Below are 25,748 nucleotides of genomic sequence, written 5' to 3'. Positions count from 1 at the left end.
TCACCGACCGCGCAAAAAGAGTCGATCGAGCTCTACCAGCGACAGACGCGTCCAGGTGGGACGACCATGGTTGCACTGGCCGGACCGCTCGGTAGCCTCCATGTCCCGAAGCAGCGCATTCATTTCCGGAATGCCCAGCCGGCGATTCGCGCGCACGGACCCATGACAGGCCATGGTGGACAGAATATCGTCCTCGTGCGCGGTCACCCGGTCCGATGTGCCATGCTCGGCAAGGTCACTGAGCACGTCCCGCAGCAGCTGCTCGACATCCGCATCGCGCAGGCTGGCGGGAACGTCGCGGATTACCAGTGACTCGCTACCGGCGCGCTCGACGCGGAAGCCGAAGCGGGCGAAGAAATCTCCGGAGGCCGCCGCGAGATCGGCCTCGCGGCTACTCACCGCAACGCTGCGCGGCACCAGCAGCGGCTGGCTGCGGATGCCATCGGCGTCGCGGGCGCTCTTCAGGCGCTCGTAGGTAATGCGCTCATGGGCGGCATGCATATCGACCAGAACCAGTCCGTCCGCATTCTCCGCCAGGATATAGATGCCCTTAAGCTGCGCGAGGGCATAGCCGAGCGGCGGTATCTCACCCTCGGCCTGATCCCCCGGCGCAGGTTCTTCAATCCCCGATGGTGGCGGCGATCCGTAAAGGCGCGACAGGCTACGGCGCTGGGCCTCGCTCTGCGGCCTGCCCGCGAACGTCCGCGGCGAACCCGCAAAAGCGCCCGCGACACTGCCTGCCGGCGCCTGCGCCAGCCCGAGGCTGCCTTGATCCATGAGGGAAGCGGAGGCCGCCGGCGAGGTCTCGGCAGCCCCCTGAAGCGCGGCCCCGGATGCCGGCATCGAAGCGGTGCCGGGGCGCACATCCGACAGGGCCTTGTGCAGGGTGCTGAACAGGAAGTTGTGTACGTCACGCCCCTGCCGGAAGCGTACCTCGTGCTTGGTCGGGTGCACGTTGACATCGACCTGCGCCGGATCCATATCGAGATAGAGCACAAAAGCCGGGTGCCGGCCATGGTACAGCACGTCGCGGTAGGCCTGTCGCACCGCATGCGCGACCAGTCGGTCACGGATAATCCGCCCGTTGACATAGAAATACTGGAGATCCGCCTGGCTGCGGGAAAAGGTGGGCAGCCCCACCCAGCCACGAACGCTCAGGCCGGGCACCTCGCGCTGAATGGCCACCGTCTGCTCCATGAAGGCGGGCCCGCAGACTCCGGCCACGCGACGGGCCTGCTCCATGCCGGCACTCGCGGGGCGCAGGCTGTGTATCGTCCTGCCGTTGTGGCGCAGCTGGAAAGCGACATCAAAGCGCGACAGTGCGACCCGCTTGACCACCTCATCGACATGAGCGAACTCGGTCTTGTCGGTGCGCAGGAACTTGCGACGCGCCGGCGTGTTGAAGAACAGATCGCGCACCTCAACGGTCGTCCCCCGGGGGTGCGCTGCGGGCTTGACCGTCACTTGCATGTCGCGCCCTTCGGTGAAGGCGCAGACGCCCGCCCCCTCGTCCGCCGAATTGCTGGTGAGCGTCAAGCGCGATACCGAGCCGATGCTCGCCAGCGCCTCACCGCGAAAGCCCAGCGTGGCGACCGCCTCAAGATCATCCAGCTCGGCAATCTTGCTGGTGGCGTGGCGGGCCAGCGCCAGCGGCAGGTCGTCCGCCGTCATGCCCGAGCCGTTGTCGCGAACCCGTATCAGTCGCGACCCGGCGCCTTCAATCTCTATCTCAATGCGGTCGGCCCCGGCATCCAGGCTGTTCTCAAGCAACTCCTTGACGACAGACGCCGGTCGCTCCACCACCTCGCCGGCGGCGATCTGATTGGCGAGGCGTGGTGACAGGCGCTTGATCAACGACATGGCGACCCTGCTTTCGGCACTAACAGCCACGGTGACAGCATCAGAGTGCCGGTATCTTCAGCGTCTGACCCACCAGAATGCGGTTGTCAGCCAGCTGGTTGAAACTCTTGAGATCGCTCACTGACACATTGAAGCGCGCCGCGATGCCCGACAGCGTATCGCCGCGGGCAATCCGGTATTCACGACCGCCGCGACGCTTCTCAAAGGCCAGCATCGTGCCGGGTGGTGGGTGGCTGATAAACCAGCTGCGTATACCCCGGTGGATCGCCTGGGCCATGCGCTTGCGGTAGGCGGGATCGGCCAGTTTACGCGCCTCCCCGGGATTGGAAATAAAGCCCGTCTCTACCAGTATTGAAGGAATATCCGGCGACTTGAGCACCACAAAGGCGGCCTGCTCCACCTGCCGCTTGTGCAGGCGCGCCACGCCGCTCATCTCGCCGAGCACCGATCCGCCCATGTTCAGGCTGGCATCGAGGGTTGAGGTCATCGACAGATCGGCGAGCACGCCGGCAAGCATCTCATCCTTGTCACCGAGGCGCACGCCACCCACCAGGTCCGCGGCGTTCTCCCGCTGCGCCAGGTAGCTTGCTGTGGTGCTCGTGGCACCCCGGGTCGACAGGGCATAGACGGAAGCTCCATTCGCCTCCTTGCGATTGAAGGCATCGGCGTGGATGGAGACAAACAGGTCCGCCTGCCGCTCGCGGGCGAGATCCCGACGCCCTTTCAGGCTCACGTAGTAGTCACCGCTGCGAATCAGCGTCGGCGCAAACCCGCGATCACGCTCGAACAGGGCCGCCAGCTCCTTCGCTATCGCCAGGACGACGTCCTTCTCGCGCAGTCTTCCCGGCCCGAGAGCACCGGGGTCCTCGCCACCGTGGCCGGCGTCAATAGCGATGATGATATCGCGGCGATCATCGTCACTGACGGATCGGGAGACCGCCGGCGTCCCGGACGGGCGCGGCGCCTCGTCATGCAGGTCAAGGACCAGACGATCGCCGGCCTGGGCATTGGCCTCGATGGCGAAGCTGCGCGGCGTCACGACAGCCCGCATATCAAAGACCATGCGCAGATCGGTGCCGTTGCGAACGCCGGAGCGAATGCGCGCAATCGGGGTGTCATCCAGACTCAGATCAGCGAGTGCGCCCTGCAGGGTCGCATCACTCACGTCGAGCACGATACGGTCCGGGTTCTGCAGGACCAGCAAGCGATGCTCCGCCGCCGCACTCATGTCGAGAACAATCCGGGTATGGTCGGGCGCGCGCCACAGACGCACATCGTTAACGGTGGCGGCAAGCAGCGGTGCCGCCAGCAGGCATAACAGCAGCGGAGCCATCTGCGACAACCGCAAACGTCGACTAACGCCAATCATCCGGTAGGTACCACTATGTCACTGCTCCAGACAGGCGGTCATCCAGTGCCGCAAGAGCGCGTCTTGCACGCAGACTGACAGCCTTCAGATCGGCCTGGCGGCCGGCTCCCACCTGCGTGATGGTAATGATTAAGTCGGCCGGGGGCAAAACACCGTCGCCGCGCCCGGGCCACTCCACCAGGCAGAGATGTTCACTGTCGAGGTAATCCCGCAGGCCTATCGCGTCGAGCTCAGCGGGATCGCCCAGACGGTAGAGATCGAAATGATAGACCGGCGGCACCGTGTTGTCGTAGGGCTCCACCAGCGTGTAGGTGGGGCTCTTGACCGCACCACGGTGACCCAGCCCGCGAACAAGACCACGGCAGAGCGTGGTCTTGCCCGCACCGAGGTCACCCTGGAGAAACACCAGCATGCCGGGGGTCAGCACCGCGGCAAGCCGCGATCCCAGCGCCACGGTGTCTGCCTCGTCGCGCAGCGTCAACTGTCGATACAGCGCACTCATCCCAGCAGGCGCCGCAGCAACGGCAGCAGGTCTGACGCCAGCAGACCGCGCTGACCGTCCCCAGCGGCGGCATCCGCCGCCGCGCCATGGACACAGGCACCCAGGCGGGCGGCGGCGGTAGCGGTCAACCCCTGGGCCATGAGCGCCGCAATGACACCGCCGAGCACGTCACCCATACCGCCGCTGGCCATGCCCGGATTGCCATAGCAACACAGGCTGTTATCACCCTCGGGCCCCACCACCAGGCTGCCGTTTCCCTTCAGCAGCACCGACACCGCGAAACGCGCACTCAAGGCCTCGGCGGCGGCAAAGCGATCCGCCTGCACGCGGGCACTGTCGCCACCCAGCAGGCGGCCCGCCTCGCCCGGATGCGGCGTGATGACGCAGCCTGCAGGCAGCCTTGAAGTGAGTTCGGCGTCTGCGGACAGCAGGTTGAGGGCGTCGGCATCAAGCACCAGCGGCTTGCCGCTGTCGAGCGCGGTCAACAGCAGTTGCTGAGCCCAGGGCCCGGTGCCCATCCCCGGCCCGACCAGAACCACCGAAGACGCCTCCAGCAGCGGAACCAGCTCATGCACCGTGTCCACGCCGGCAGCCATCGCCTCGGGCGTGCGCGCCAGAACGGCACCGAGATGGGCGGGGCGTGTCGCCACACGCACCAGTCCAGCGCCGCTGCGCAAGGCCGCTTCCGCCGCCAGTATGGCGGCGCCGCCCATACCGTGATCACCACCCACCACCAGAACCTGACCGAAGCGTCCCTTGTGTGACGCCGCCGCGCGGGGGGCCAGGCCTTCGAGCTCCGTGTCCAGATCCAGACACTGCCAGCAATGCGCGGACGGTACGCGGCCAAGGACACTGGCGGGCACATCGAGGTCATCGAACAGACGCTCGCCAGCGCAGTCGGGGCCATCGAGGGTATACAAACCGCGCTTGCGACCGATGAAGGAAAGCGTGACGTCCGCAACCACCGATGCGCCCAGTCGCCGGCCGCTATCCGCGCACAGACCAGAGGGAACATCCACCGCCAGCACCGGCAGCCCGCTGGCGTTGATGTCGGCAATCGCCGCCGCGGCATCACCGCGCACCTCGCCGCCAAGACCGGTACCGAGCATCGCATCCACGATGAGGCCTGTGGCGTTGTGCAGACACCCCGCGCGCCACGGCAGAGACGGCACACCGCTGTCCAGGGCCATCTGCCGCGCGCGCAGCGCATCTCCCCGGATGCGGTCGGGATCGCCCAGCTGGTAGACTGTCACTCTGCCGCCGCGCCGCCACACGCGCTCGGCCAGGAGCCAGCCATCGCCACCATTATTACCGGTACCGACAATGACGTGCACGCTGTCTGCCTCCGGCCAGCGCTGAACAAGGCAGCGGTGCAGGGCGGCTGCGGCGCGGGACATCAGCACACGGCCGGGGATGCCCGCGTTCTCGATGGCGGACGCGTCGAGCAGCCGGGTCTGTTCGGCGGTGTACAGCAGGTCCGTTGGCATGGCAATCCTCGTCGTTGCCGCCACCCCGGAAAGTGGGCGGCTGACCTTCGGATTATACGCAACTCGGGAGCAGCTTTGGGATGATCCGGTGACACAGACAATGGTGGCAGCACAGTCGGCGGCGCTCGCCGGGCGCATTCGCGAATGGGCCCGGGAGCTCGGTTTCCAGCAGCTCGGCATCAGCGACATCGACCTCTCTGCACACGAGGCCTACCTGCAGAAGTGGCTGGATGCCGGCTATCACGGGGAAATGCAGTGGATGGCCAGTCACGGCAGCAAGCGCTCGCGGCCGCAAGAGCTGGTTCCGGGCACCTGCCGGGTGCTGTCCGTGCGCATGGACTATCTGCCCGGGGGCACAGACCCGGAACAGGTGCTGGCGTCGACCGACCGGGCCTACATCTCCCGCTACACCCTCGGCAGGGATTACCACAAGCTGCTGCGCAAGCGGCTGGCAACGCTGGCCAGACGCATCAGCGACGAGGCGGGTGGTGGCGCCTATCGGGCCTTTGTCGACAGCGCCCCGGTGCTGGAGCGGGCCCTCGCGGAGCGCGCCGGGCTGGGCTGGATCGCCAAGAACACCATGCTCATCAACGAACGCGTGGGCTCCTGGTTCTTCCTCGGCGAGATCTACACCGACCTGCCCCTGCCCACCGACGACGCGCGCACGGAAAAGCACTGCGGCAGCTGCCGCGCCTGCCTCGACGTCTGTCCGACGGATGCCTTCACCGGCCCTTTTCAGCTGGATGCGCGGCGCTGCATTTCCTACCTCACCATCGAACACAAAGGCAGTATCGACCCGGCTCTGCGCCCGCTGATGGGCAACCGCATCTTCGGCTGCGACGACTGCCAGCTGGTGTGCCCCTGGAACAAGTTCGCACAGCACACGGACGAGGCCGACTTCCAGCCGCGGCACGGGCTCGATGACATCGACCTGGTGTCACTGTTCCTGTGGGACGAGGCGACTTACGAAGCCCGCACCGAGGGATCGGCACTGCGCCGGATCGGGCACGAGCGCTGGCTGCGGAACATTGCCGTGGCGCTCGGCAATGCGCCCGGAAACCCGTCGATCCTGAATGCCCTGGAGCGTCGTCGCGGACACCCCTCAGGCCTGGTTCGCGAGCACGTGGAATGGGCAATCGCGCGCCACAGCTCCGGCTCCTGAGGCAGGGAAAGCGCCACTGCCAGAGCGCCCGCGGCCTGCGCGCTCGGGCGCCCAAGCGGCCCCGGATCAGCCTGGCAGCGGCGCCTCGAGCTGCAGAAAGGTATCCCGGTAAAAACGCAGCTCCGCGATCGAGTCGCGGATATCCTCCAGCGCAAGGTGCGCGGATTTCTTGTCCAGCGCCGCGTACAGATCGGGCCGCCAGCGCTGCGCGAGGATCTTCAGGCTACTGACATCCAGATTGCGGTAGTGAAAGAACGCCTCAAGTGACGGCATGTGCCGCGCCATGAAACGCCGGTCCTGGCAGATGGAGTTGCCACACATCGGCGACACTCCCTCGCCTACCCACTCGGCGAGAAAGTTGAGGGTGGCGCGTGCCGCAGCCGCCTCATCCATCTCACTGGCGCGCACGCGGTCGACCAGGCCGGAGCGCGTATGGTGCGTGGTATTCCAGTCATCCATACCGGCGAGTACCGCATCGCACTGGTGTATGGCAATCACCGGCCCCTCGGCCAGGATATTGAGACTGCCGTCGGTGACGATGCTCGCAATCTCGATCACGCGATCGTGATCGGGGTCCAGCCCCGTCATCTCCATGTCCACCCATACCAGATGACTGTCGTCACGCATCATCCATTTTCCCTTTGAAAAAGCCGGAAGCTTAGCACGCGGCCACATCCGAGCTCGACTTGGCCGGGGGGTCGATCAATAATGCCCGCCATGGCAAAACGCAAACTCAGCCGGCAGCAGGCCTGGCGCATCGAGAAGATCCGCGCCGAACGGGCCCGCCGGGCCGCGAGATCCCTGTGGGGTCAGGTCCCATCGGGACCTGACCCCACAGGGGATATCCCGGCAACGGAAGAGCGCGAGGGCGTGATCACCGCCCACTATGGCACGCAGGTCGAGGTTGAGACGGACACCGGGGGCGGGCAGAGACAGAGTGCACGCTGCCATCTGCGCGCCAATCTGGATGGCATGGTCACCGGCGATCGCGTGGTGTTCTGCCCCGGCGAGCCCATGGGGGTGGTCGTCGCGCAGCTGCCCCGGACCACGGAACTGCGCCGTCCGGATGCCTATGGCAAACTGAAAGCGATTGCCGCGAACATCGACCAGATCGCCGTCGTCATCGCGCCGCTGCCGACCCCCCACGCCAACCTGCTCGACCGCTACCTGGTGGCGGCGCAGGAAACCGGTGCGCGACCGCTGATCGTGGTCAACAAGTGCGATCTGCTGGCGGATCCGGCCCTTGCCGCGCCACTTGAGGACATGCTGAAAGTCTATCCGCCGCTGGGCTATCCGGTCATACGCTGCTCGATACACAGCGGCCTTGCCGAGCTCGAGGATGCCCTGCGCGCCTGCACCAGCGTGTTTGTCGGCCAGTCAGGCGTGGGCAAGACCTCGCTGCTGAACGCCCTTCTGCCCGGGGCTGCACCTCAGCGCACCGGCGCGCTTTCCGAGGGCTCAGGGAAAGGCACACACACCACAACCACATCGGGGCTGTTCCACCTGCCCGGTGGTGGGCACCTGATAGACTCACCGGGGATTCGCGAGTTCGGCCTTGGCCATCTTACGCGGCATGCGGTGGAGTCAGGCTTTCGGGAATTTCATCCCTACCTGGGCCGATGTCGCTTCCGCGATTGCCGGCACCAGAGTGAACCCGGCTGCGCGCTGCTGGCGGCGGTCGCGGACGGACTGATTCCGGCACAGCGACTCGCGAGCTACCGTCACATTATCGGATCACTGGACGCGTCATAGGCGCCGTCGTAGGCACCCATGGCGTCGCCGATACGGGCTGATGCACTCGGTGTCAGCGCCGCATTGAAAACCGGCGCGCCGGGCGGGAACAGCAGAATCACCGTTGAGGCGAGCAGGAAACGCCCCATCTCATCGCCCCGCTCGAGGCTGATCGGAGCCGGAAGCGCTGCATAATCCAGGGTCATCACCCGGCGAGGTGGTGGTGCGACCTGCCCTGACCACACGGTCTCGATGCCGGCGACAATCATGGCCCCCACCAGCACCATCGCAAAGGGCCCCCGCGGACCTTCGAAATAGCACACCAGGCGCTCATTGCGGGCAAACAGCCTGTCCACGCCCTCTGCCGTTACCGCATTCACCGAAAACAGCCGCCCGGGGACATAGCAGGTGGCGGTCAGACGGCCCGCCATGGGCATGTGCACCCGGTGATAATCCCGGGGCGAGAGGTAAATGGTGGCAAAAGCGCCATCCCTGAAGACCGACGACCGCGCGCTGTCGCCTCCCAGCAACTCGTCCAGCGAAAAGTGACGTCCCTTGGCCTGGAAAACCCGATCACCGTGTATTGCACCACACTGGCTGACCACGCCATCGGCCGGGCAAACCAGATCGGCATCGGCAACCGGTCGCGCACCGGGCTTCAGCGGCCGGGTGAAGAACGCGTTGAAGGACGGATAATCCGCGGCATCGGTGCCCTGCGCCTCCGCAAGATTCACGTCATAGTGCGCGACGAAACGGCGAATAACCCAGGTAACCAGCCAGCGGGGCTGGCGTGCGTGCGCCAGAGCGCCTACGATCCTTGAAAGCAGGTGCTGCGGCAGGCAGTACTGAAGCCAGATGAAGAGTGTCGACATGCGCAGCAGTTTACCGGCAAAGAAGCCCCGGGTCAGGCATTTTGCGCTGTCCGTCGCGCTGTGTCTGTTTTTTGCAGAGGGTTTTGCCGACGACTCCCTGCGCGGCTGGACAGCGCCGGTGCCTGGAACCGGGGACGCGCAGGAAACCGAAGAAAACTGGGTCGATTCCAGCCACGCCTATGTCACCGACAGCGCACAGGCGCTGACTGAGTGGATGGACCAGTTCTTTGGCGACGAAACCTACAATCTGGAGCAGGCAGAATCGCTGCTGCGGCTGCAGCTGATCAACGACTGGGACTCTGCTGAGGGTTACGATGCCAAGCCTCGACTGCGCGGCAAGCTGCAGCTGCCGCGCGTCTCGCGCCGTCTCGACCTGGTGTTCAGCGATCAGGCACAGGATGATGAAGACCTGGACGATGACCGGCTGGATGACCGCGTGGGGCTGCAGTATCTGCTGCGCGAGGGCGGCCGCTCGCGCTTCGATACGACGCTGGGCCTTACCGCCAGCGGACTCAAGCCGGGTGTGCGGTACCGCAATCAGGGCGGCATCATCGATGAAGTCAGTTACCGCTTCATCCAGCGGATACAGCACGAGAGCGATGAGGGCGTTTATGGCACGACCCAGCTGGACATCAACTACAAACAGAACAACAGCACCGTCTGGCGCTGGAGCCAGCGCGGTATCTGGGGAGAAAAAAGCGAAGGCGTGGAATGGCGCTCTCGCCTGGCGCTGCGCCAGCGCCACCTGACCGACACAGAGCGGCCACTGGCAGTGGAGCACTTCCTGCTGGTCAATGGCGTTACTCGCCCGGACGCATTCGTGCGCAGCTATCGGCTGGGCACCGTATTCAGGCGCCAGGTATACCGTCCTTACATGTTTGTGGAGTTCGAGCCCAGCTACAGCCTCCGCCAGCTGCAGGCCGACAGCGGTCGCAGCGGCGAGTGGGGCGTCATCCTGCGGCTGGAGTTTGCCCTGCAGCGCGACCTGGCTCGACGCGGCAGCGATTCCGACAACGATTCATGAGCGTCCACGCGCAGTACCGGGCCTACAGCTGCTCCTCGGCAAAGGCGGCAAGTCGCGAGCGCACAATGCCACCGATGTGCATGATGCCCGCATGCTGGTACGACTTGCTCTTCTCTACCAGATAGGTCAGTCCCGACGTCAGCGGCGAAATGTACTTGTTGTCTATCTGCGCCAGGTTGCCGAGCACGACAATCCGCGAGCCCTCACCCACCCGCGAGATCACCGACTTGAGCTGGAACTGGGTCAGCCCCTGGGCCTCGTCAATGATGATGTAGGCGTTGTTGAACGAGCGTCCGCGCATGAAGTTGAGTGACTTGAACTGTATGTTGGCCCGCTCCTTCACGTAATCGATACTGCCAATGCAGGACTCGTCGGCGCCGTGGAGAATCTCCAGGTTGTCATCGAAGGCCGCCAGCCAGGGCGCCATCTTTTCCTCCTCGGTCCCCGGGAGGAAGCCGATATCCTCGGCGATCGGTGGCGTCGAGCGCGCCACGATCAGCTTGCCGAAACGCCCCTCCTCAAGGATGGCATGCAGTCCATAGGCCAGCGCCAGCAGCGTCTTGCCGGATCCCGCAGGTCCGGTCATCACCGTCATGTCCACCGAGTCGTCACCGAGCAGCGACATGGCCATGGCCTGCTCCAGATTGCGCGGCGACAGCCCCCAGAAACGTCGCTTCATCAGATTGTCGCGACTGTCACAGCGCAGGTAGATATGGCTCGCATCAAGGCGCACCACGAAGGCAAAAAAGGCATTGTCGTCATGCACAAACAGGTTGGGATAAGCCTCCGGCAGTGCGGCGCGCGGCACGCGGTGCAGGGTCTGCTCGCCCTCGCGCACCGTATCCACCTCTGACACTGTGCTCCAGAAGTCTCCCTCGATGCGCTGGTAGCCGCGGGCCAGCAGGTCGATGTCGTCCAGCACGCGGTCACGCCGGTAGTCCTCCACGTGCATCAGGCCGGACCCCTTGGCCTTGATGCGCATGTTGATGTCCTTGGTCACCAGGCAGACAAAGCTGTCGGGGTTTTCCGCCTGCAGCCGGATGGCCACGTTGATGATGCGGTTGTCGTTCGCCTGGTCCTGGGTGGCATCAAGATAGGGCACCTGGCTGTCATCGCTGATCAGCTGGTCCGGGTAAATCGCCAGCGTTCCCAGCCGGCCCTCAAGCGTGCTCCCCGGCAGCTCCACCCCGGCCTGGATTTCCTGCGGTGTGGCTGCATCCACCACCTTGTCGATCAGCTGGATCGCAATCCGCGCCTCACGGCTCACCGTCTTGTCGTGACGATCCTTGATGTGGTCCAGCTCCTCGAGCACCGTCATGGGAATCACCACATGATGCTCGGAGAACCCGCTGAGGGCCGTTGGATCGTGCAGCAGAACGTTGGTATCCAGCACATAGGTCTTGGTCTGTGACGGCAGCGCCTCGAACATGCCGGCGTTCAGCGCGGGACTGGAATCCATAATGAGCTCCTGGGCCTTGGGTGCGGTAAATAGAGTGCTGCAGTGGGCATCGCGACGCCCGGGCAGCGGCGCCGGGCGGGCTGCCTGCTGCGGGAGATAGGAGCCGAAAGGGCGCTACGTCTGATACGAGTGGCCTGCTGTTTTTTACGTCTCCGACATCGATTATTGGCAACAATCCGCGGCGGTGTCAATCGTATTGCGGCCTTGCCTGCCGCGCTCACCGCCACTCGCTGCACGGGCAATGCACACTGACACCCGTGCCCTTTTCCGCTACGATAGCCGATTCATCGACACACAGGCCGCACAGACGCCACTATGCTGAACAGCGACGCCCTTTCACAGCTCAAGGGCCTGAAAAACCAGTTGGAATCCGTCAAGGAGCGCGCCGAAGCCGTGGTCAAGGGCACCCAGGCCCGCTATGGCTTTGCGGTTCTCGACGATGGCCGCGAGGTGTTTATTCCCCCGGACGAGATGCTCAAGACCTTTCCGGACGACCGGATTCGAGTCTGCATACGCCCGGGTGCCGACAAGCGCAGCGTTGCCGAGGTCGAAAAGCTCATCGACAGCCCCCTTGGCGAGTTCACCGGGGAGTGCGTGCGCAAGGGCAAGGCCCTGTTCGTGCGTCCGGATCTCAGCAACCTGCAGCGCTGGCTGTTCATTCCGCCGCACGCCCGCAACGGCGTACGCGAGGGTGATCTCATCCGCTGTGCCGTACTGCGCCACCCCATTCGCGATGGCAGACCCCAGGCCAAGGTGCTGAAAGTCATCGGCAACGCCGACACACCGGGCATTGAAAACCGCTATAGCATGGAGAAGTTCGACCTGCAGCCGGAATGGCCAGCCGCCAAGCTGCAGCAGGTTGACGCGGCGCTCGACCAGTCCGCATCCGCCGAGAACCTGCAGCGGCTGGACCTCACGGACCTCGACTTCATCTCTATCGACGCGGCCAAGACGCTGGACATCGACGATGCCCTGTATGCCGATACCAGCAGTGACGGCTGGACGCTGTACATCGCCATCGCCGACCCGACGGCCTTCGTGCCTGCCGACTCGCCGCTGGAGGCTGACATCGCGCGGCGCGCAACCTCTGTGTACTTCCACGGGGATGTCGTGCCCATGCTGCCGGAGAGCATGTCCCAGGGCACCTGTGCATTGTCCGCCGGCAACGACCGCCCCGCGCTGGTGTGCAAGATCGACGTCGGCGACAACGGCGTCATCCGCCACTACGATTTCCTTGAGGCCACCATCCGCTCCCGGGCCAAACTGTCGTATTTTGCCGTCGACAAATACCTGTCCGGCGAGCAGGACAGCCTGATGAGCCACGCCAGCCCGCTGGAGGCCCTCTACCAGGTGTTCCGCGCGCTGCATGCCGAGCGCGAGGCCAACGGGCTGCTCATGGAGGATCGCCGCGAGTTCCGCTGGATTCTGAACGACCAGAAGCAGATTGACAGCATCGAACCTTTCGAGAAGATGGCGTCCCAGAAACTGGTGGAAGAGTGTATGGTAGCGGCTAACCGCTGCGCCGCCGATTTTCTGTCACGCCATGCCATCGGCGGCCCCTTCATCCGCCATAACGGCTTCCGCAGCGACCGCCTGGACGAGCTGCGCAAATTTCTCGAGCTGCACCTGCCGCAGGCCACCGAAATCGACGTGACAGACGTGGCCGGCTACCGGGACCTGATCCGCCTGCTGAGTGATCCGGCGCACCCCCTGCCGTTGCGCAACATGGTGAACCGGCTGCTGACACGTGCCGAGCTGTCGCCAGAACCCGGGCCACACATGGGCATGGCGCTGCCCCAGTACACAAACTGCACCTCACCGCTGCGCAAGTACGTCGACTTCCTGGTTCAGCGCCAGATCAAGGCGGCGCTGCATGGCCGAGAGCCGGTGGCGATTGACGAAGAGACGCTGGCGTCGCTCGCGGCCAGGCTGCAGAACGCCCGCGCCGCGAGTCAGGCGGCGGAACGCTGGCTGGCGGCAAACTACCTGCAGCGCCTGCAGGCATCGGCACCGGGCCCCTGGCCTGCACATATCTCCCACATCAACAGCGGCGGATTCACCGCCCGGCTGGACGACAGCGGTCTGGAAGGCCAGGTAGACCTGCGCAAGGATCCCGAAAAGTTCAGCTACGACAAATGGCAGGCCAGCCTGACCAGCACCACGCGTCGCTTCCAGCTCAACCAGCCTGTGCGCGTGCTGCTCGACAGCATTGACGTCGGCGCGAACCACCAGTGCCTGTTTCGCCTCGCACCGGACTGCGGCCTGAAAACACCGGGCTGAGCGCCGCGCGGGGGAGAACGCGACACTCGACATCCGACGCGGCACCAGCCGCGGAACCCCTCGCCCAGCGCGTGGCGCCCCGGCCCGTCAGAAGTGCGCATTACCCGGGGTGCGGGGAAACGGAATGGCGTCGCGCACGTTTTCCATGCCCGTGACGTAGTTCAGCAGACGCTCGAAACCCAGGCCAAAGCCTGCATGGGGCACCGTGCCGTAGCGACGAAGATCGCGATACCACCACAGCTCGTCGCGCAGCGCCGGATCCATGCGCGCGTCGAGCACGTCGAGACGTTCTTCGCGCTGACTGCCGCCAATGATCTCGCCGATCCCCGGCGCCAGCACGTCCATGGCCGCGACGGTTTTTTCGTCATCGTTCAGCCGCATGTAGAAGGCCTTGATGTCCCGCGGATAATTCATCAGCACCACCGGCCGCCCGACGTGCTTTTCACACAGGTAGCGCTCGTGTTCAGACGCGAGATCCGTTCCCCAGGCGACGGGAAACTCGAAGGACTCGCCGCAGTTCTGCAGAATGCGCACCGCTTCGCCATACTCCATACGCTCGAAGCGGTTCTCCATGACACCACGCAGGCGCTCCAGCAGCGTGGCGTCGATGCGTTGCTGGAAAAAGGCGATATCGCTCTCGCACTCGGCCAGAACACGGCCGAACACATGCTGCAGGAGGGACTCTGCGAGATCCGCGAGGTCGCCGAGATCGGCAAAGGCAATTTCCGGCTCTACCATCCAGAACTCCGCCAGATGGCGACTGGTGTTGGAGTTTTCCGCCCGGAAAGTCGGGCCGAAGGTGTACACCTTGCTCATGGCCAGACAGTAGGACTCTACCTCAAGCTGGCCGCTGACGGTGAGAAAGGCCTCGCCGTCGAAAAAGTCCTGCTCGAAATCCACACTGCCGTCGGCACGCCGCGGAAGATTCGCGAAGTCCAGGGTGCTCACCCGGAACAGCTCGCCAGCGCCCTCACAGTCACTGCCCGTGATGATGGGCGTATTCACCCAGCAGAACCCGTTGTCGTGGAAGTAGTTGTGGATGGCGTTGGCCAGGGTATTGCGCACACGGGTCATGGCGCCGAAGGTATTGGTTCTCGGGCGCAGGTGGGCCTGGGTGCGCAGATACTCGAAGGTGTGGCGCTTCTTGGCAATGGGGTAGGTTTCCGGGTCGTCCACCCAGCCCACCACCTTCACCGAGTCTGCCTGGATCTCGACCTGCTGTCCCTTGCCCGCGGACTCAACCAGCTCTCCGCTGACAATCACTGCACAGCCTGTGCTGAGGTGCAGCACTTCGTCGCGGTAATTTGTCAGCGTATCGGGGACCACCGCCTGGATCGCTTCAAAATGTGAACCGTCATGTACCGCGAGAAAGGAAATACCGGCCTTGGAGTCGCGCTTGCTGCGCAGCCAGCCGCGCACGCTTACCCGGGTTCCGAGCGCGGCGCTGCCCGCCAGAAGCGACTTGACCTGATACGTGTCTGCCATGCATTGCCTCCCGGCCCTGTCGAAAAGAGCGCGGAGAATACCCAATCACCCGCGGGGATACCACTCCCGGCGCGCGGCGAGGGTTCAGGCAGCGGCCTCGAACTGGTGTCGCCGGAACACCTCCAGCAGGGCCTCGACAAAGACCACGTCCGCCGCGCTGAAGCGACCGGTGCGCGGACTGTCGATGTCCAGCACGCCAACGACACGGCCGCCGTCCCGCAGCGGCACCACCAGCTCGGAGCGCGAGCGGATATCACAGGCGATATGACCCGGAAAGGCGTGCACGTCGTCGACCACCTGCGTCGTATTCTCCGACACGGCGGTGCCGCAGACACCGCGCCCGGTCGGGATTCGCACGCAGGCGGGCTGCCCCTGGAAAGGCCCCAGCACCAGCGTGTCCCCCTGGAGAAAATAGAAACCCACCCAGTTGATGTCCGCGAGCTGCTGTGCCAGAAAAGCCGACACATTGGCGCTGTTGGCGATCAGGTCGGACTCGCCGGCGAGCAGGCCGGCGAGTTGTGCACAGGCCTCTTCAAGAGGGAGAGGCAGGCCTGAAGTACTGTTGATCATGCTTGGGACACCCGTAATCGTGAGGCTGCGGTCGTGCGGAAGCGACGGGGCAGCGGCAGGCAATGTTCATGGCGCCGGGTCGGGATCAGCGCCGCTTGCGACCCTTCTTGAGCCCGCGCTCCAGTTCCTGCTGCAGGGCCAGGTACTGGCCGGTGAGCTTGTGGCCCGGCGCCAGATCCACCAGCGGCCGGTGCGTGTAGTGCGACTCTTTCATCTTTACCGAGGTGTTGAGGTAGGTCTGCAGGACCGGATAGCCCTCCTCCTCAAGCTCCGCAACCAGCTCGCCCGGCAGCCTGGCCTGCGAATTGAACTGATTGATGACGATACCTTCGACCACGAGATCAGGGTTGTGATCCTCCTGCAGCTCGGCGATGTTGTCCATGAGCGCGTACAGGCTCTGGCGTGCAAAGCTGTCGCAATCGAAGGGGATCAACAGGGCATCGGCGGCGATCAGCGCCGATTTACTGTAAAAATTGAAATTCGGCGGCGTGTCGATGTAGATCCGGTCGTATTCGTCGGCCAGCTTGGCGAGCGCGTCGCGCAGCTTGTAGATCTTGTAACGCGATTCAAGCTCCTTCTCCAGCTGGGACAGCACGGGGCTGGAGGGCATCAGGTAGAGGTCGGGATATGGCGTTTCCCAGACAAAGGAGTCCGGATTCTGGCGCATGCGCTTGGAGCCCACCGTCTGCCGGAACAGGCCGGCAACGCCCTGAGCCTCCGCCGGAAACGCTTCGGCATCGATTTCGCCGACCAGGTAATGCGTGGTGTTGCCCTGAACGTCCAGATCAATGACCAGTGTCCGGTAACCGACCTGCGCGTCAATCGCCGCCAGATTGCAGGTGATGCTGGTCTTGCCAACGCCGCCTTTCTGGTTGAATACCACCCGCTTCATGCGATTCTCTCCTTTTCAGGGCCTGCTGGGGCGCCAGAGTGTAAACAAGCCTTCGCCCCACGGTAAGCCCCCGCGACACATCATGCCCACCGAATTGCGGGGGTCCTCCCCGGATTGCAGCCAACGGCACCCACTACCGGCGGCTGGCTGTCTGTATAGTACAGCCACCTCCATTGAACTGCAGGCTACGACATGAGCACCCGTACACCGCGCATCCAGATGCTTCTCACCGGCAGCGAGCTGATGAGTGGCGACACTGTCGATTCGAACTCGGCCATGGTCGGGCAGCGTCTCGGCGAGCTTGGCATCACCCTCGAGCGCAAGATCACCCTCGACGACGACCTGGACGCGCTCACGGCCGCCATCCGCGAGATCAGTACCTACGCCGACATTCTTATTGTCAACGGCGGCCTCGGCCCCACCGTTGACGACCTGACGGCGGCCGCACTTGCCGCCGCAGCGGGGGTGGCGCTGGGCGAGAACCCACGGGCCCTCGCCCACATCGAAAGCTGGTGCGAGCAGCGACAGATTCCCATGGACGCAGCGAACCGCAAGCAGGCACAGCTGCCGGCAGGCAGCGACATTCTGCCGAACATCACCGGCAGCGCCGTGGGTATCGCCATGACGCTCGGGGACTGCCGGGTGCTGTGCACGCCGGGCGTCCCGGGTGAACTGCGCAACATGCTGGATTCCATTATCGATGATATCCGGCATCGTCACCCCGACCTGCAGCCGAGGCATATTCTGCGGCTGCAGACCTTTGGACTGGGCGAGTCCGCCGCCCAGCAGTGCGTGGCAGATGCGCTGCCGGACTGGCCACAGCAGGTATCACTGGGCTTCAGGGCGGGAGCGCCGCAGATGGAGATCAAGCTCACGGCAGCCAGTGATGCAGACCCCGGCCTGCAGGCAGGGTGCCGTGAGCAGCTGGAGTCGCTGTTCGGCGACCACATTATCGGCGAGGGCAACGCGACCCTGGCTGCGCGCGTGCTGCAGCTGTTGTCCGACCGCGGCAGACAGATCACGACGGCCGAGTCCTGCACTGGCGGTCTCATTGCGTCGATGCTCACCCGTGTCCCCGGGTCCAGCGCCGCTTTCGAAGCGGGCTTTGTGACCTACTCGAACCGGATGAAACGCGATCTCCTCGCTGTGCCGGAAGCCCTGCTGGAGGCACACGGCGCGGTCAGTGAGCCGGTGGTCCGGGCCATGGCTGAAGGCGCCCTGGCGCGCAGCGGTGCGGATATGGCGATCGCCGTCTCCGGAATTGCCGGCCCTGATGGCGGCAGCGCAGAAAAGCCGGTGGGGACCGTGTGGATCGCCTGGGGCAGCGCCGCTGACCTGCACAGCTGCGGACTGTGCTGGCCGGTGGAACGAAGTCTGTTTCAGACCATGGTCGCTGCCGCCGGGCTGGATCTCATACGGCGACAGCTGCTGGCACTGCCGCCCCTGTCGTGGCAGGCCGAGCGGCGGCGCATTGATGCAACGCGTTAGCCACTGCCACCCTCGGCGGCGGACAGACGATGCCACACCAGGGAATGCAGCCTGACCACGCCATCTGCCGTATCCCGGCCGCTCAGCACCAGGGTGTGTCCATCCAGTTCCGCATGTCGCAGTTGTTCGCTGCCGACAAAATTGGGATTCAGGCTCTGGGTGACGTAATGGATCACGTCGCCCTCGACCACGCGATAGCGACCGGCGTAGTGAAAGTAGGACAGGTAGGCCCGGGCCAGTTTCTCCTCGGGAATCTTGCGGAAACTGATATCGTCCGGCAGGGTCTGGCGGTCGCTGCGCCCGATAGAGGCGCTCATCCAGTCATCCTCGGTATACAGGAGAAGCCCTTTCGGATCCTCACCAAAGGGGCTTGTGTACTCCTCCCGGTCGGAATATCCCACTGACCAGGACTCCAGCTGCCACGTCCCTACCAGATCTTGCTTGCTGATCATCGACTCTCTCCCGCTGTGACTGATACCACGCCGGCACGGGTCCGGCCTGGAACTGCTGCAGCAAGGATACACTGGAGCGCGGGGTGGACGTAACGGGGTGGCAGCTGCCAGCGGGCCACGCCCAGGCAGATCACGGCTGCAGCTGCTCCACCTCCCAGCTCTCGTCATCGATACGGGTGTAGACAAAGCGGTCGTGGAGCCGATGCTCGCCGCCCTGCCAGAACTCGACCCGCTGCGGCACAACACGAAAGCCACCCCAGAAATCGGGCACGGGAACCTCGCCCGCGGCAAACTGCGCCTTCAGACGCGACATTTCCGCCTCCAGCGCCGCTCGGGCAGGCACGGGTCGACTCTGGCGCGACGCCCAGGCGGCAATCTGACTCTCTCGAGGTCGCGACAGAAAATACCGGGCCGATTCAGTCATGGACATTTTCTCGGCAACGCCGGCGACGATCACCTGACGGTCCAGCTCGTTCCAGGGAAACAGCAGAGACACCCGGGGATCTGCCGCGATCGCCTTTGCCTTGTTGCTGCGGTAGTTGGTGTAGAAGACAAAGCCGCCGTTGGAGATACCCTTGAGCAGGACGATACGCTGCCAGAGGCTGCCGTCCGCATCTCGCGTCGCCAGCGACATCGCCGTGGGATCACTGAGGCCTGCATTGACTGCCTGCTCCAGCCACTGTTCGAACTGTCGCAGAGGCGAGGCGTCCAGCGCGTCCCGGGTCAATCCACCCGCCGTGTATTCCCGCCTGTAGGATTCAAATTTCACCGCAATTTCTGCCTGTAGTCCCGTCGTTGACCGCCATTATATTCAATCATGGCCGCCCCGATGTACTGGTGCCCGGCGCATGAAAAACGGAATTTCCGGAAAGGGGTGGCAACACGGCCAGTCGGCGCCGAGATCATCCTCCAGTGATCTGTCCAGAGACTGCCGGTAGGCATCCGCCATCGCCTGCTGCAGCTCGTCGGCGCTGCGCACGCCCAGAAGCACCAGGGTCTCCATCATGCCCTCGGTGCGCCAGCGTAGACCCGGCGGGATATCGTCGCCCGCCGCGACGGCCGCCAGCATGTCCTGCCAGCGCTTTGCCACCTCCGCGTCGAGCCTGCTCGCGTCTGTCATGCCTTCCCCCTATGTCGCCGTACCGGCAAAACCGGTAGAGTCACGTTTTACATGTCTGCGGGAGAGGCCAGTGTACGCGAAAACCCGGATCGGCCGTTGGCTTGCCACGGCAATAGCTGCGTTCCTGCTTGTACCGGCGACCGTGGCCCAGGAGGTCAGCGCCGACGCCCCAATCATCGACTTCCAGACGCGCTTCCTTCCCACGGTGGCAAAAAACGGCATGGTAGTCGCGCCAGAGCGTCTGGCGGCGGAAATTGGCGTCAGCATTCTCAAGCGCGGCGGCAATGCGGTGGATGCCGCCGTGGCGACCGGCTTTGCGCTGGCTGTCACCTACCCACGGGCCGGCAATATCGGCGGCGGCGGCTTCATGCTGATCCACCTCGCCGAGGAGGATCGCCAGACGCTGATCGACTATCGCGAGACAGCACCCGCCGCTGCCACCGCCGACCTCTACCTCGATGATGCCGGCGAGGTGGATCGCCAGCGGGAATTTTTCAGCCATCAGGCCGCCGGCGTCCCAGGCACGGTTGCCGGCATGCTTTACGCGCTGGAGAACTATGGCTCCCTGTCACTGGCGGAGGTCCTGGAACCCGCCATTGGCCTGGCCGCCGAAGGCATTCCGGTGAGCTTCGCACTGAATGCCGAAATCACCAGTCGCGCAGAGCGCCTGCAGAGAAATCCAGAAGCGGCGCGCCTGTTCCTCGACGCCAGCGGTAACGCACCGGCACCCGGCAGCCTGTGGCGCCAGCCCGACCTCGCCGACACGCTGCGGCAGATCGCCGGGCAGGGTCGCGACGGGTTCTACAGCGGAGTTGTCGCCAGCCATATCGCTGACGACATGGCGAATAACGGCGGTCTTATCACCCGGCAGGACCTTGCCGACTATCGGGCCCTGGAGCGTACGCCGATCCGCGGCAGCTATCGCGATTTCACGATCGTGTCCACGCCGCCCCCCTCCTCTGGCGGGATTCACATTCTGCAGATGCTGAATATTCTCGAGGGCTATGATCTTGCGTCTCTCGGCCATAACAGCGCCGCCTACCTTCACCGGCTTATCGAGAGCATGAAGCTGGCCTACGCCGACCGCAGTCGCTATCTGGCAGACCCGGACTATGTCGAGGTCCCGGTGGCGGAACTTGTCGACAAGGACTATGCCGCGCGACTGCGGGCGCGGATACAGCCAGATACGGCCACGCCCTCAGCCAGCATTGCCCCTGGTGCCTCGCTCCCCGGAGAGAGCACCGACACCACCCACTACACGGTGGCAGACGCTTCCGGGAACGTCGTCAGCAACACCTATACCCTCAACTTCAGTTTCGGGTCCCACATCGCGGTACCCGGCACGGGCATGCTGCTCAACAACGAAATGGCAGACTTCAGCGCGAGTCCCGGCGAAGCGAACGCCTTCGGGCTGGTGCAGGGGGAAGCCAACCGCATCGAGGGCGGAAAACGCCCGCTGTCTTCCATGAGCCCGACCCTAGTCTTTCGCGACGGCCAGCCCTGGCTGGCCACCGGCAGTCCCGGCGGCAGTGTCATCATCACTACGATTCTGCAAACGCTGCTCAACGCCATGGACTTCGACCTGAATATCGCCAGCGCTGCGGCAGCGCCACGCGTTCATCACCAGTGGCTGCCGGACAGGGTGAGAGTGGAAGACGGCATCAGCCCGGACACTATCCGCCTTCTCGAAAACCTCGGTCACAACGTGGAAAGCTCGCGCCGGACGCTGGGAAGAACGCAATCGATACTGCTCGACAAGGGCTGGCTGTATGGCGCGACAGATACCCGAAGACCGGGAGGCTGGGTGGCGGGCTACTGAGCCCCGTCAGGGACACGCACCAGCGCCGTCTGTCGGCTGCGTGCAGCGAGAGCGGTCTCACTGCCCCGGTATGCCCCACCTTCCTCCACCGCGCCGCGGGTGAGAAACCGGGAGTCAGGACGCGCCCACAGCGGAGTGACCCCGGTGACCACGGTTTCCTGCGCAAAGTGACCCATAACCCCGGCTCCTGACCCAGCGATTAAGCCGCCTGTGGCCTTTCACCGTATTGTGTTTGTAACGTTATGGCGTGTATATACTCAAAGACTCCTGCGCAAGGCGCAAGAACAGGTAGTGAGGCCACGTAGATGAAACACTGGCTGTGCAAGATGGCAATCACCGGGCTGATCCTCGTGCTACCCGCACTCGTCGCAGCGGCATCGACGCCAGTCGCTCAGACTTCCCCCACAGCGGAACCCGAAGAGCCGGGAACGCTGCAGACGAACAGGACGCAAGCCATCAGTCGCTACCGCGATGTCATCACCCGCCTCGAGGACGAAGGCGGCGCCTACAATCCTGCTTTGACCGAGCCGCTGCTTGAGCTTGGCATGGCGCTGCAGCAGTCGGGGATGCACGCCGAGGCCATCGATCTGCTCAAGCGCGGCGTGCACCTGGCTCGGATCAACAACGGTCTGTACAGCGAGATTCAACTCGCCCTGCTTGAATCCGAGATAAAAAGCCATCTCGCCCTCGGGCAGTTCGAAGAAGCCGACGACCGCCACCGCTACCTGTACCGGGTACAGCAACGCACGCTGACCGACGCCGGTCGCGGCTTTGCCTTCATGCAGCAGGCAAAATGGCAGCGACGTGCCTATGAGCTGGAGCTTGATGAAAATGGCTTCAACCGGCTGATCAATATGTGGAACCTGCACCGCATGGCGCTGACGGAATTCGCGGAAGCCGATGGCGATGGCTCGCCTACATTGCTCCCGCCACTGCATGGCATGCTGCGGGCGCAATACCTGATGAGCGGCTCTATGGGTGAAAACAGTGCGGGCCGGTTCCAGCGTGCGGGCTTCAGGATCCGGGGCGACGACGAGGGCCGTCTGTATGCCTATCGCGGCCAGAGTTACAAGCAGGGAGACTCCGTGATCCGCGCCATTTTCGACGTGCGTGCCGCACAGGCGGACAGCACCCCTCTGGCCCGTGCTGAAGTGCTGGCCATGATGGGTGACTGGCGCCTCTGGCACGGCCGCTACACGGAAGCGCTGGATGCCTACGCCGAGGCGATCATTGAACTTGCCTCCGTGGACGGTGCCGAAGAAGGACTGCAGACGCTGTTTGGGGCGCCGGTTGCGCTGCCGGCCCTCGAGGGTATCCGACCCCTGCCCGAGCCGGCTTCCCCGGACACAGCCGATTTGCTGCTAGAATTCACCGTGGATGAACGCGGCAGGGTCCGCGATCTGACCCGCCTCGATGACAGCGAGGCCAGTGTGGGCATTGTGAACCGTATTATGCGAACACTGCGGGCCACGCCTTTCAGGCCCCGGTTCGACACCGGAGAGCCGGTGGCAACAACAGGGATACAATGGGCGTATGACACGGATCAATGGCAATAACAGGACGGTGTTGGCGGGCAGGCTCGCCTCGGGCCTTGCTATAGCACTTTGCTATAGCCTTCTGACCGGCTGCCCCAGTGCGAGCAACCCTACATCGCCGCAAATGCCGCAGCCACCGACACCGCCTGCGCAATCGCCGAGCAGTCAGAGCCAGAGTTCCAGCCAGAGCCAGAGTTCCAGCCAGAGCCAGAGTTCCAGCCAGAGCCAGAGTTCCAGCCAGAGCCAGAGTTCCAGCCAGAGCCAGAGCCAGGCCTCCAGTCAGCGTCAAAACCCTGCGCAAGGCCCGGGCCAGTCACAGGCATCGGCACAGGGCGGTGATCCGTCTGCGGGCAGACAGCCTCCCGGCAGCGCCTCGTCCTCTGCTGCAGGCTCTGCCGGCGCCGATGCCGCTGGAGAAACCGCGTCGGCAGCGGGCAGCGAGATGGGTGACGCCGGCGCTGACAGCGGCCTCGGCGATTTTCCCGGCGCCGGGGGCAACATGCCCGACGCGTCAGGAGGTATCGCGGATGCTGGCGAGGCGGCTGAAGGCGCGGAGAACGGAGCAGAGAACGGAGCAGAGAACGGAGCAGAGAGTGGAATTGCCGGCGGAGACGGCAGCGAGTCCTCCGCTGATCCCGGATTCGGCGACAGCGGCGACAGCCTGCCCAGCATGAATGACGATTCGCCCCAGGCCGGCGGCGGGCGTGTCGCGCAGTCGTCCGACGGTCAGGGCGATGGCTCGGCCGCGGGAAGCGCGGGACGGACTGCTGGCGATACCGCTGGAGGTACAGCGGGTACGGGCACAGCGGGAACCGCCGGCATGCCCACTGGAAGTGAATCCGGAGACGCGGGCGATGGCCAAGGCACGCAGCCAGGCAGAGGACTTCCAGCCGGCATGCCTGGCGGCAGCAGCTCCGGCGGCGTGCCGGGCGGTATCGCCGCTGGCATTCCCGGTGGAATGCCGGGAGGCCAGGGTACACTGACCCGGGCGGAGCAGGTCGCCATCCTTGACGCAGAGCTTGAGCGCGGCGCCGGCGAGTTCGACAGCATGATCCTGGAAGAGCAGACCGCCGCACGCGAATCGGCCCGCGAGCAGGGTGATTCCCGGAGCAGTCAGGGCGCCGGCAGCAGTGGCGGTGGCGGGGAAAGCGCCGGGGAGCAGGGCAGCTACGGTGGCGGCATGGCCAGCTCAGGTGGATACGGTGCGGGCGGTGGCATGGGCGGCGGATCGCGGCGCGACCAGATCCCCGAGAACACTGCAAAATACCCGGCCCCGGACGATATTCCGGACGGCAAGAACGACGACGTCGTGGCGCGACAGCTACGCGAAGCGGCCATGCGCGAACCAGACCCTGCCGTGCGTGAACGCCTGTGGGCGGAATACCGCAAGTACAAGGGGATTGACCAGCCATGACGCGCGTGCGCGCAGTCTCGGCCCTCCTGATTCTGCTGGCATCTGCAGTCCTTGCGGGATGCGTGAGCCAGACCGTCAAGAGCACCTCCGTGCCACCGCTGCAGCGTCCGGCGGAACCGATTGCGGAGGCGGAGCTGCTGGATGTCGGAATCGCCATTTTCGACCCGGGCCTTGAAGAGTATGACGAGGAGGATCAGGTCTACCCGGAGGTGCGGCGTGCCGAGGCGCGCTTCATGCCGCAGTTGCTGGCAGAAGCCATGCAGCAAAGTGGTGCCTGGGGGGCTGTGCGGGTCCTGCCGGACAATGACCGCATTACCGATCTGCGTATTGATGGAGAAATCATTCACTCCGATGGTGAGCGGGTCGAGCTGGCGATTCTGGCAACGGACTCCCAGGGCAATACCTGGCTGGACAATACCTACAGCGCCCGAACCAGCCGCTACGCCTATCGAAGTGCCACGCGACGCCAGTACGACCCCTTCCAGGCCTTGTACCACCGCATTGCCAACGATTTGATGCAGAAGCAGGCCGGCATGAGCAGCAAGAGCCTGCAGACCGTGAGAACCATTACCGAGCTGCGCTTTGCCCGCGATTTTGCCAGCGGCTCCTTCGAGGGCTACCTCGAACAGAACCGCAACGGCAAGTACCGGATAGCAAGACTGCCGGCGGAGGGCGACCCGATGCTCGAGCGGGTGCGCGCTATCCGCAAGCGGGATCACCTTTTCGTCGATACGCTGCAGGAATACTACCGGGACTTCAGCGGTGCGATGTATGAGCCCTATCAGGAATGGCGCAAGATGAGTTACGAGGAAGCGGTCGCCCTGCAGGAACTGCGCGCCCAGAGCCGCCGTCAGCTCATTGCCGGCGGCGCCGCCATTCTCGCGGGTATCGCTGCCTCGGGCAGCAATGACCGCTCGGCCCGGACAGCCGGTTACGTCGCCATGATGGGCGGCGGAAGCCTGCTGAAAAGCGGCCTGGAAACGCGCAACGAGGCGCAGATACACGTTCAGGCGCTGGAAGAGCTCGGCATGTCGCTGGAAGCCGAAATCACGCCTCGGGTCATCGAACTGGATGACCGTACCGTCATGCTCAGCGGCAATGTCGAGGACCAGTACAATCAGTGGCGCGAGATACTGGAAGAGATTTACCGCAACGAAGTGGGCAATCTTGATGCCGCTGCCAGCGACGGCAGCGCGATCGACAGTCGCTCCTAACCCACCGTCCCCA

Annotated in this window: 23 protein-coding genes; 9 read left to right on the top strand and 14 right to left on the bottom strand. The window is 64.5% G+C overall.

What is annotated here, in order from left to right; all coding sequences use genetic code 11:
• The 4 genes from mutL to EV688_RS12800 are packed head-to-tail and all read right to left on the bottom strand — an operon-like array spanning position 1 to position 5,218.
• The gene (gene mutL / locus EV688_RS12815; protein ID WP_117318716.1) at positions 1-1,860 is read right to left on the bottom strand and encodes a DNA mismatch repair endonuclease MutL; all 1,860 of its coding nucleotides are present in this window, start codon (positions 1,858-1,860) and stop codon (positions 1-3) included.
• A gap of 40 nt (positions 1,861-1,900) precedes the next feature.
• Positions 1,901-3,193: an N-acetylmuramoyl-L-alanine amidase gene (locus EV688_RS12810; protein WP_117318714.1), complete on the bottom strand. Its 1,293-nt coding sequence runs from the start codon at positions 3,191-3,193 to the stop codon at positions 1,901-1,903.
• 49 nt (positions 3,194-3,242) lie between these two features.
• Positions 3,243-3,731 (bottom strand): tRNA (adenosine(37)-N6)-threonylcarbamoyltransferase complex ATPase subunit type 1 TsaE, encoded by a 489-nt coding sequence (tsaE, locus tag EV688_RS12805; protein ID WP_117318711.1) that lies wholly within the window; start codon positions 3,729-3,731, stop codon positions 3,243-3,245.
• Complete coding sequence (locus tag EV688_RS12800; RefSeq protein ID WP_117318709.1) at positions 3,728-5,218, bottom strand: NAD(P)H-hydrate dehydratase; 1,491 nt, start codon at positions 5,216-5,218, stop codon at positions 3,728-3,730. Before EV688_RS12800 ends, tsaE begins: the two co-directional genes overlap by 4 nt.
• Positions 5,219-5,318: 100 nt before the next feature.
• On the opposite strand from EV688_RS12800, the gene queG reads away from it, so the two are divergent.
• Complete coding sequence (queG, locus tag EV688_RS12795; protein WP_117318864.1) at positions 5,319-6,380, top strand: tRNA epoxyqueuosine(34) reductase QueG; 1,062 nt, start codon at positions 5,319-5,321, stop codon at positions 6,378-6,380.
• A 66-nt stretch (positions 6,381-6,446) separates the two neighbouring features.
• Here the strand turns inward: queG and orn are convergent, their stop codons facing one another.
• Positions 6,447-7,007 carry an oligoribonuclease gene (gene orn, locus EV688_RS12790; protein WP_117318863.1) on the bottom strand — a complete coding sequence of 187 codons (561 nt, stop codon included), beginning with the start codon at positions 7,005-7,007 and terminating at the stop codon, positions 6,447-6,449.
• 90 nt (positions 7,008-7,097) lie between these two features.
• Between orn and rsgA the strand changes: the two genes are divergently transcribed.
• Positions 7,098-8,132: a small ribosomal subunit biogenesis GTPase RsgA gene (rsgA, locus tag EV688_RS12785; RefSeq protein WP_117318707.1), complete on the top strand. Its 1,035-nt coding sequence runs from the start codon at positions 7,098-7,100 to the stop codon at positions 8,130-8,132.
• On the opposite strand, the gene asd is transcribed toward rsgA, so the two are convergent.
• Positions 8,102-8,983 (bottom strand): archaetidylserine decarboxylase, encoded by an 882-nt coding sequence (gene asd, locus EV688_RS12780; protein WP_117318705.1) that lies wholly within the window; start codon positions 8,981-8,983, stop codon positions 8,102-8,104. The genes rsgA and asd overlap by 31 nt on opposite strands.
• Between asd and EV688_RS12775 the strand changes: the two genes are divergently transcribed.
• The gene (locus EV688_RS12775) at positions 8,982-10,007 is read left to right on the top strand and encodes a hypothetical protein (protein ID WP_117318703.1); all 1,026 of its coding nucleotides are present in this window, start codon (positions 8,982-8,984) and stop codon (positions 10,005-10,007) included. The genes asd and EV688_RS12775 overlap by 2 nt on opposite strands.
• Before the next feature lie 22 nt (positions 10,008-10,029).
• Here the strand turns inward: EV688_RS12775 and EV688_RS12770 are convergent, their stop codons facing one another.
• On the bottom strand, positions 10,030-11,466 hold the full coding sequence (locus tag EV688_RS12770; RefSeq protein ID WP_117318701.1) for a PhoH family protein: 1,437 nt from the start codon (positions 11,464-11,466) through the stop codon (positions 10,030-10,032).
• Between the two features lie 315 nt (positions 11,467-11,781).
• Here EV688_RS12770 and EV688_RS12765 point away from each other — a divergent pair, with 315 nt between their 5' ends.
• Positions 11,782-13,746 (top strand): ribonuclease R family protein, encoded by a 1,965-nt coding sequence (locus tag EV688_RS12765; protein ID WP_117318699.1) that lies wholly within the window; start codon positions 11,782-11,784, stop codon positions 13,744-13,746.
• Positions 13,747-13,833: 87 nt separating this feature from the next.
• On the opposite strand, the gene asnS is transcribed toward EV688_RS12765, so the two are convergent.
• The 3 genes from asnS to EV688_RS12750 all read right to left on the bottom strand — a co-directional run bounded on the left by asnS (position 13,834) and on the right by EV688_RS12750 (position 16,693).
• Complete coding sequence (gene asnS, locus EV688_RS12760; protein WP_117318697.1) at positions 13,834-15,231, bottom strand: asparagine--tRNA ligase; 1,398 nt, start codon at positions 15,229-15,231, stop codon at positions 13,834-13,836.
• A gap of 84 nt (positions 15,232-15,315) precedes the next feature.
• The gene (locus EV688_RS12755) at positions 15,316-15,801 is read right to left on the bottom strand and encodes a GAF domain-containing protein (RefSeq protein WP_117318695.1); all 486 of its coding nucleotides are present in this window, start codon (positions 15,799-15,801) and stop codon (positions 15,316-15,318) included.
• An 85-nt stretch (positions 15,802-15,886) separates the two neighbouring features.
• A complete protein-coding gene (locus EV688_RS12750; protein WP_117318693.1) occupies positions 15,887-16,693 on the bottom strand; it encodes a ParA family protein in 807 nt (268 codons plus the stop codon).
• A 192-nt stretch (positions 16,694-16,885) separates the two neighbouring features.
• Here EV688_RS12750 and EV688_RS12745 point away from each other — a divergent pair, with 192 nt between their 5' ends.
• Positions 16,886-18,181, top strand: coding sequence for a CinA family nicotinamide mononucleotide deamidase-related protein (locus EV688_RS12745; RefSeq protein WP_117318691.1), 1,296 nt, complete (start codon positions 16,886-16,888; stop codon positions 18,179-18,181).
• Here EV688_RS12745 and EV688_RS12740 read toward each other — a convergent pair.
• The 3 genes from EV688_RS12740 to EV688_RS12730 all read right to left on the bottom strand — a co-directional run bounded on the left by EV688_RS12740 (position 18,178) and on the right by EV688_RS12730 (position 19,753).
• Complete coding sequence (locus EV688_RS12740) at positions 18,178-18,633, bottom strand: lipocalin-like domain-containing protein (protein WP_205686672.1); 456 nt, start codon at positions 18,631-18,633, stop codon at positions 18,178-18,180. The two genes, EV688_RS12745 and EV688_RS12740, sit on opposite strands and share 4 nt — an antisense overlap.
• Positions 18,634-18,763: 130 nt before the next feature.
• A complete protein-coding gene (pdxH, locus tag EV688_RS12735) occupies positions 18,764-19,402 on the bottom strand; it encodes a pyridoxamine 5'-phosphate oxidase (RefSeq protein ID WP_205686671.1) in 639 nt (212 codons plus the stop codon).
• 42 nt (positions 19,403-19,444) lie between these two features.
• Entirely contained in the window at positions 19,445-19,753 is a 309-nt protein-coding gene (locus EV688_RS12730) for a hypothetical protein (protein WP_131917656.1), read from the bottom strand.
• 70 nt (positions 19,754-19,823) lie between these two features.
• Between EV688_RS12730 and ggt the strand changes: the two genes are divergently transcribed.
• On the top strand, positions 19,824-21,572 hold the full coding sequence (gene ggt, locus EV688_RS12725; RefSeq protein WP_240624391.1) for a gamma-glutamyltransferase: 1,749 nt from the start codon (positions 19,824-19,826) through the stop codon (positions 21,570-21,572).
• Here ggt and EV688_RS12720 read toward each other — a convergent pair.
• The gene (locus EV688_RS12720) at positions 21,566-21,748 is read right to left on the bottom strand and encodes a hypothetical protein (protein ID WP_117318683.1); all 183 of its coding nucleotides are present in this window, start codon (positions 21,746-21,748) and stop codon (positions 21,566-21,568) included. The genes ggt and EV688_RS12720 overlap by 7 nt on opposite strands.
• A 129-nt stretch (positions 21,749-21,877) precedes the next feature.
• Between EV688_RS12720 and EV688_RS12715 the strand changes: the two genes are divergently transcribed.
• The 3 genes from EV688_RS12715 to EV688_RS12705 are packed head-to-tail and all read left to right on the top strand — an operon-like array spanning position 21,878 to position 25,735.
• Positions 21,878-23,128, top strand: a complete 1,251-nt coding sequence (locus EV688_RS12715; RefSeq protein ID WP_117318681.1) for a tetratricopeptide repeat protein — start codon at positions 21,878-21,880, stop codon at positions 23,126-23,128.
• Positions 23,106-24,521 (top strand): hypothetical protein, encoded by a 1,416-nt coding sequence (locus EV688_RS12710; RefSeq protein WP_131917654.1) that lies wholly within the window; start codon positions 23,106-23,108, stop codon positions 24,519-24,521. Before EV688_RS12715 ends, EV688_RS12710 begins: the two co-directional genes overlap by 23 nt.
• Entirely contained in the window at positions 24,518-25,735 is a 1,218-nt protein-coding gene (locus EV688_RS12705) for a hypothetical protein (RefSeq protein ID WP_162883936.1), read from the top strand. The genes EV688_RS12710 and EV688_RS12705 overlap by 4 nt, the downstream gene beginning before the upstream one ends.
• The last annotated feature ends 13 nt before the right edge of the window (positions 25,736-25,748 follow it).

Origin of the sequence: Chromatocurvus halotolerans (genome assembly GCF_004340525.1) — a bacterium.
GTDB lineage: Bacteria > Pseudomonadota > Gammaproteobacteria > Pseudomonadales > Halieaceae > Chromatocurvus > Chromatocurvus halotolerans.
The sequence above is the reverse complement of the archived record's forward strand: the minus strand, read 5'-3'. Positions and strand labels throughout refer to the sequence as shown.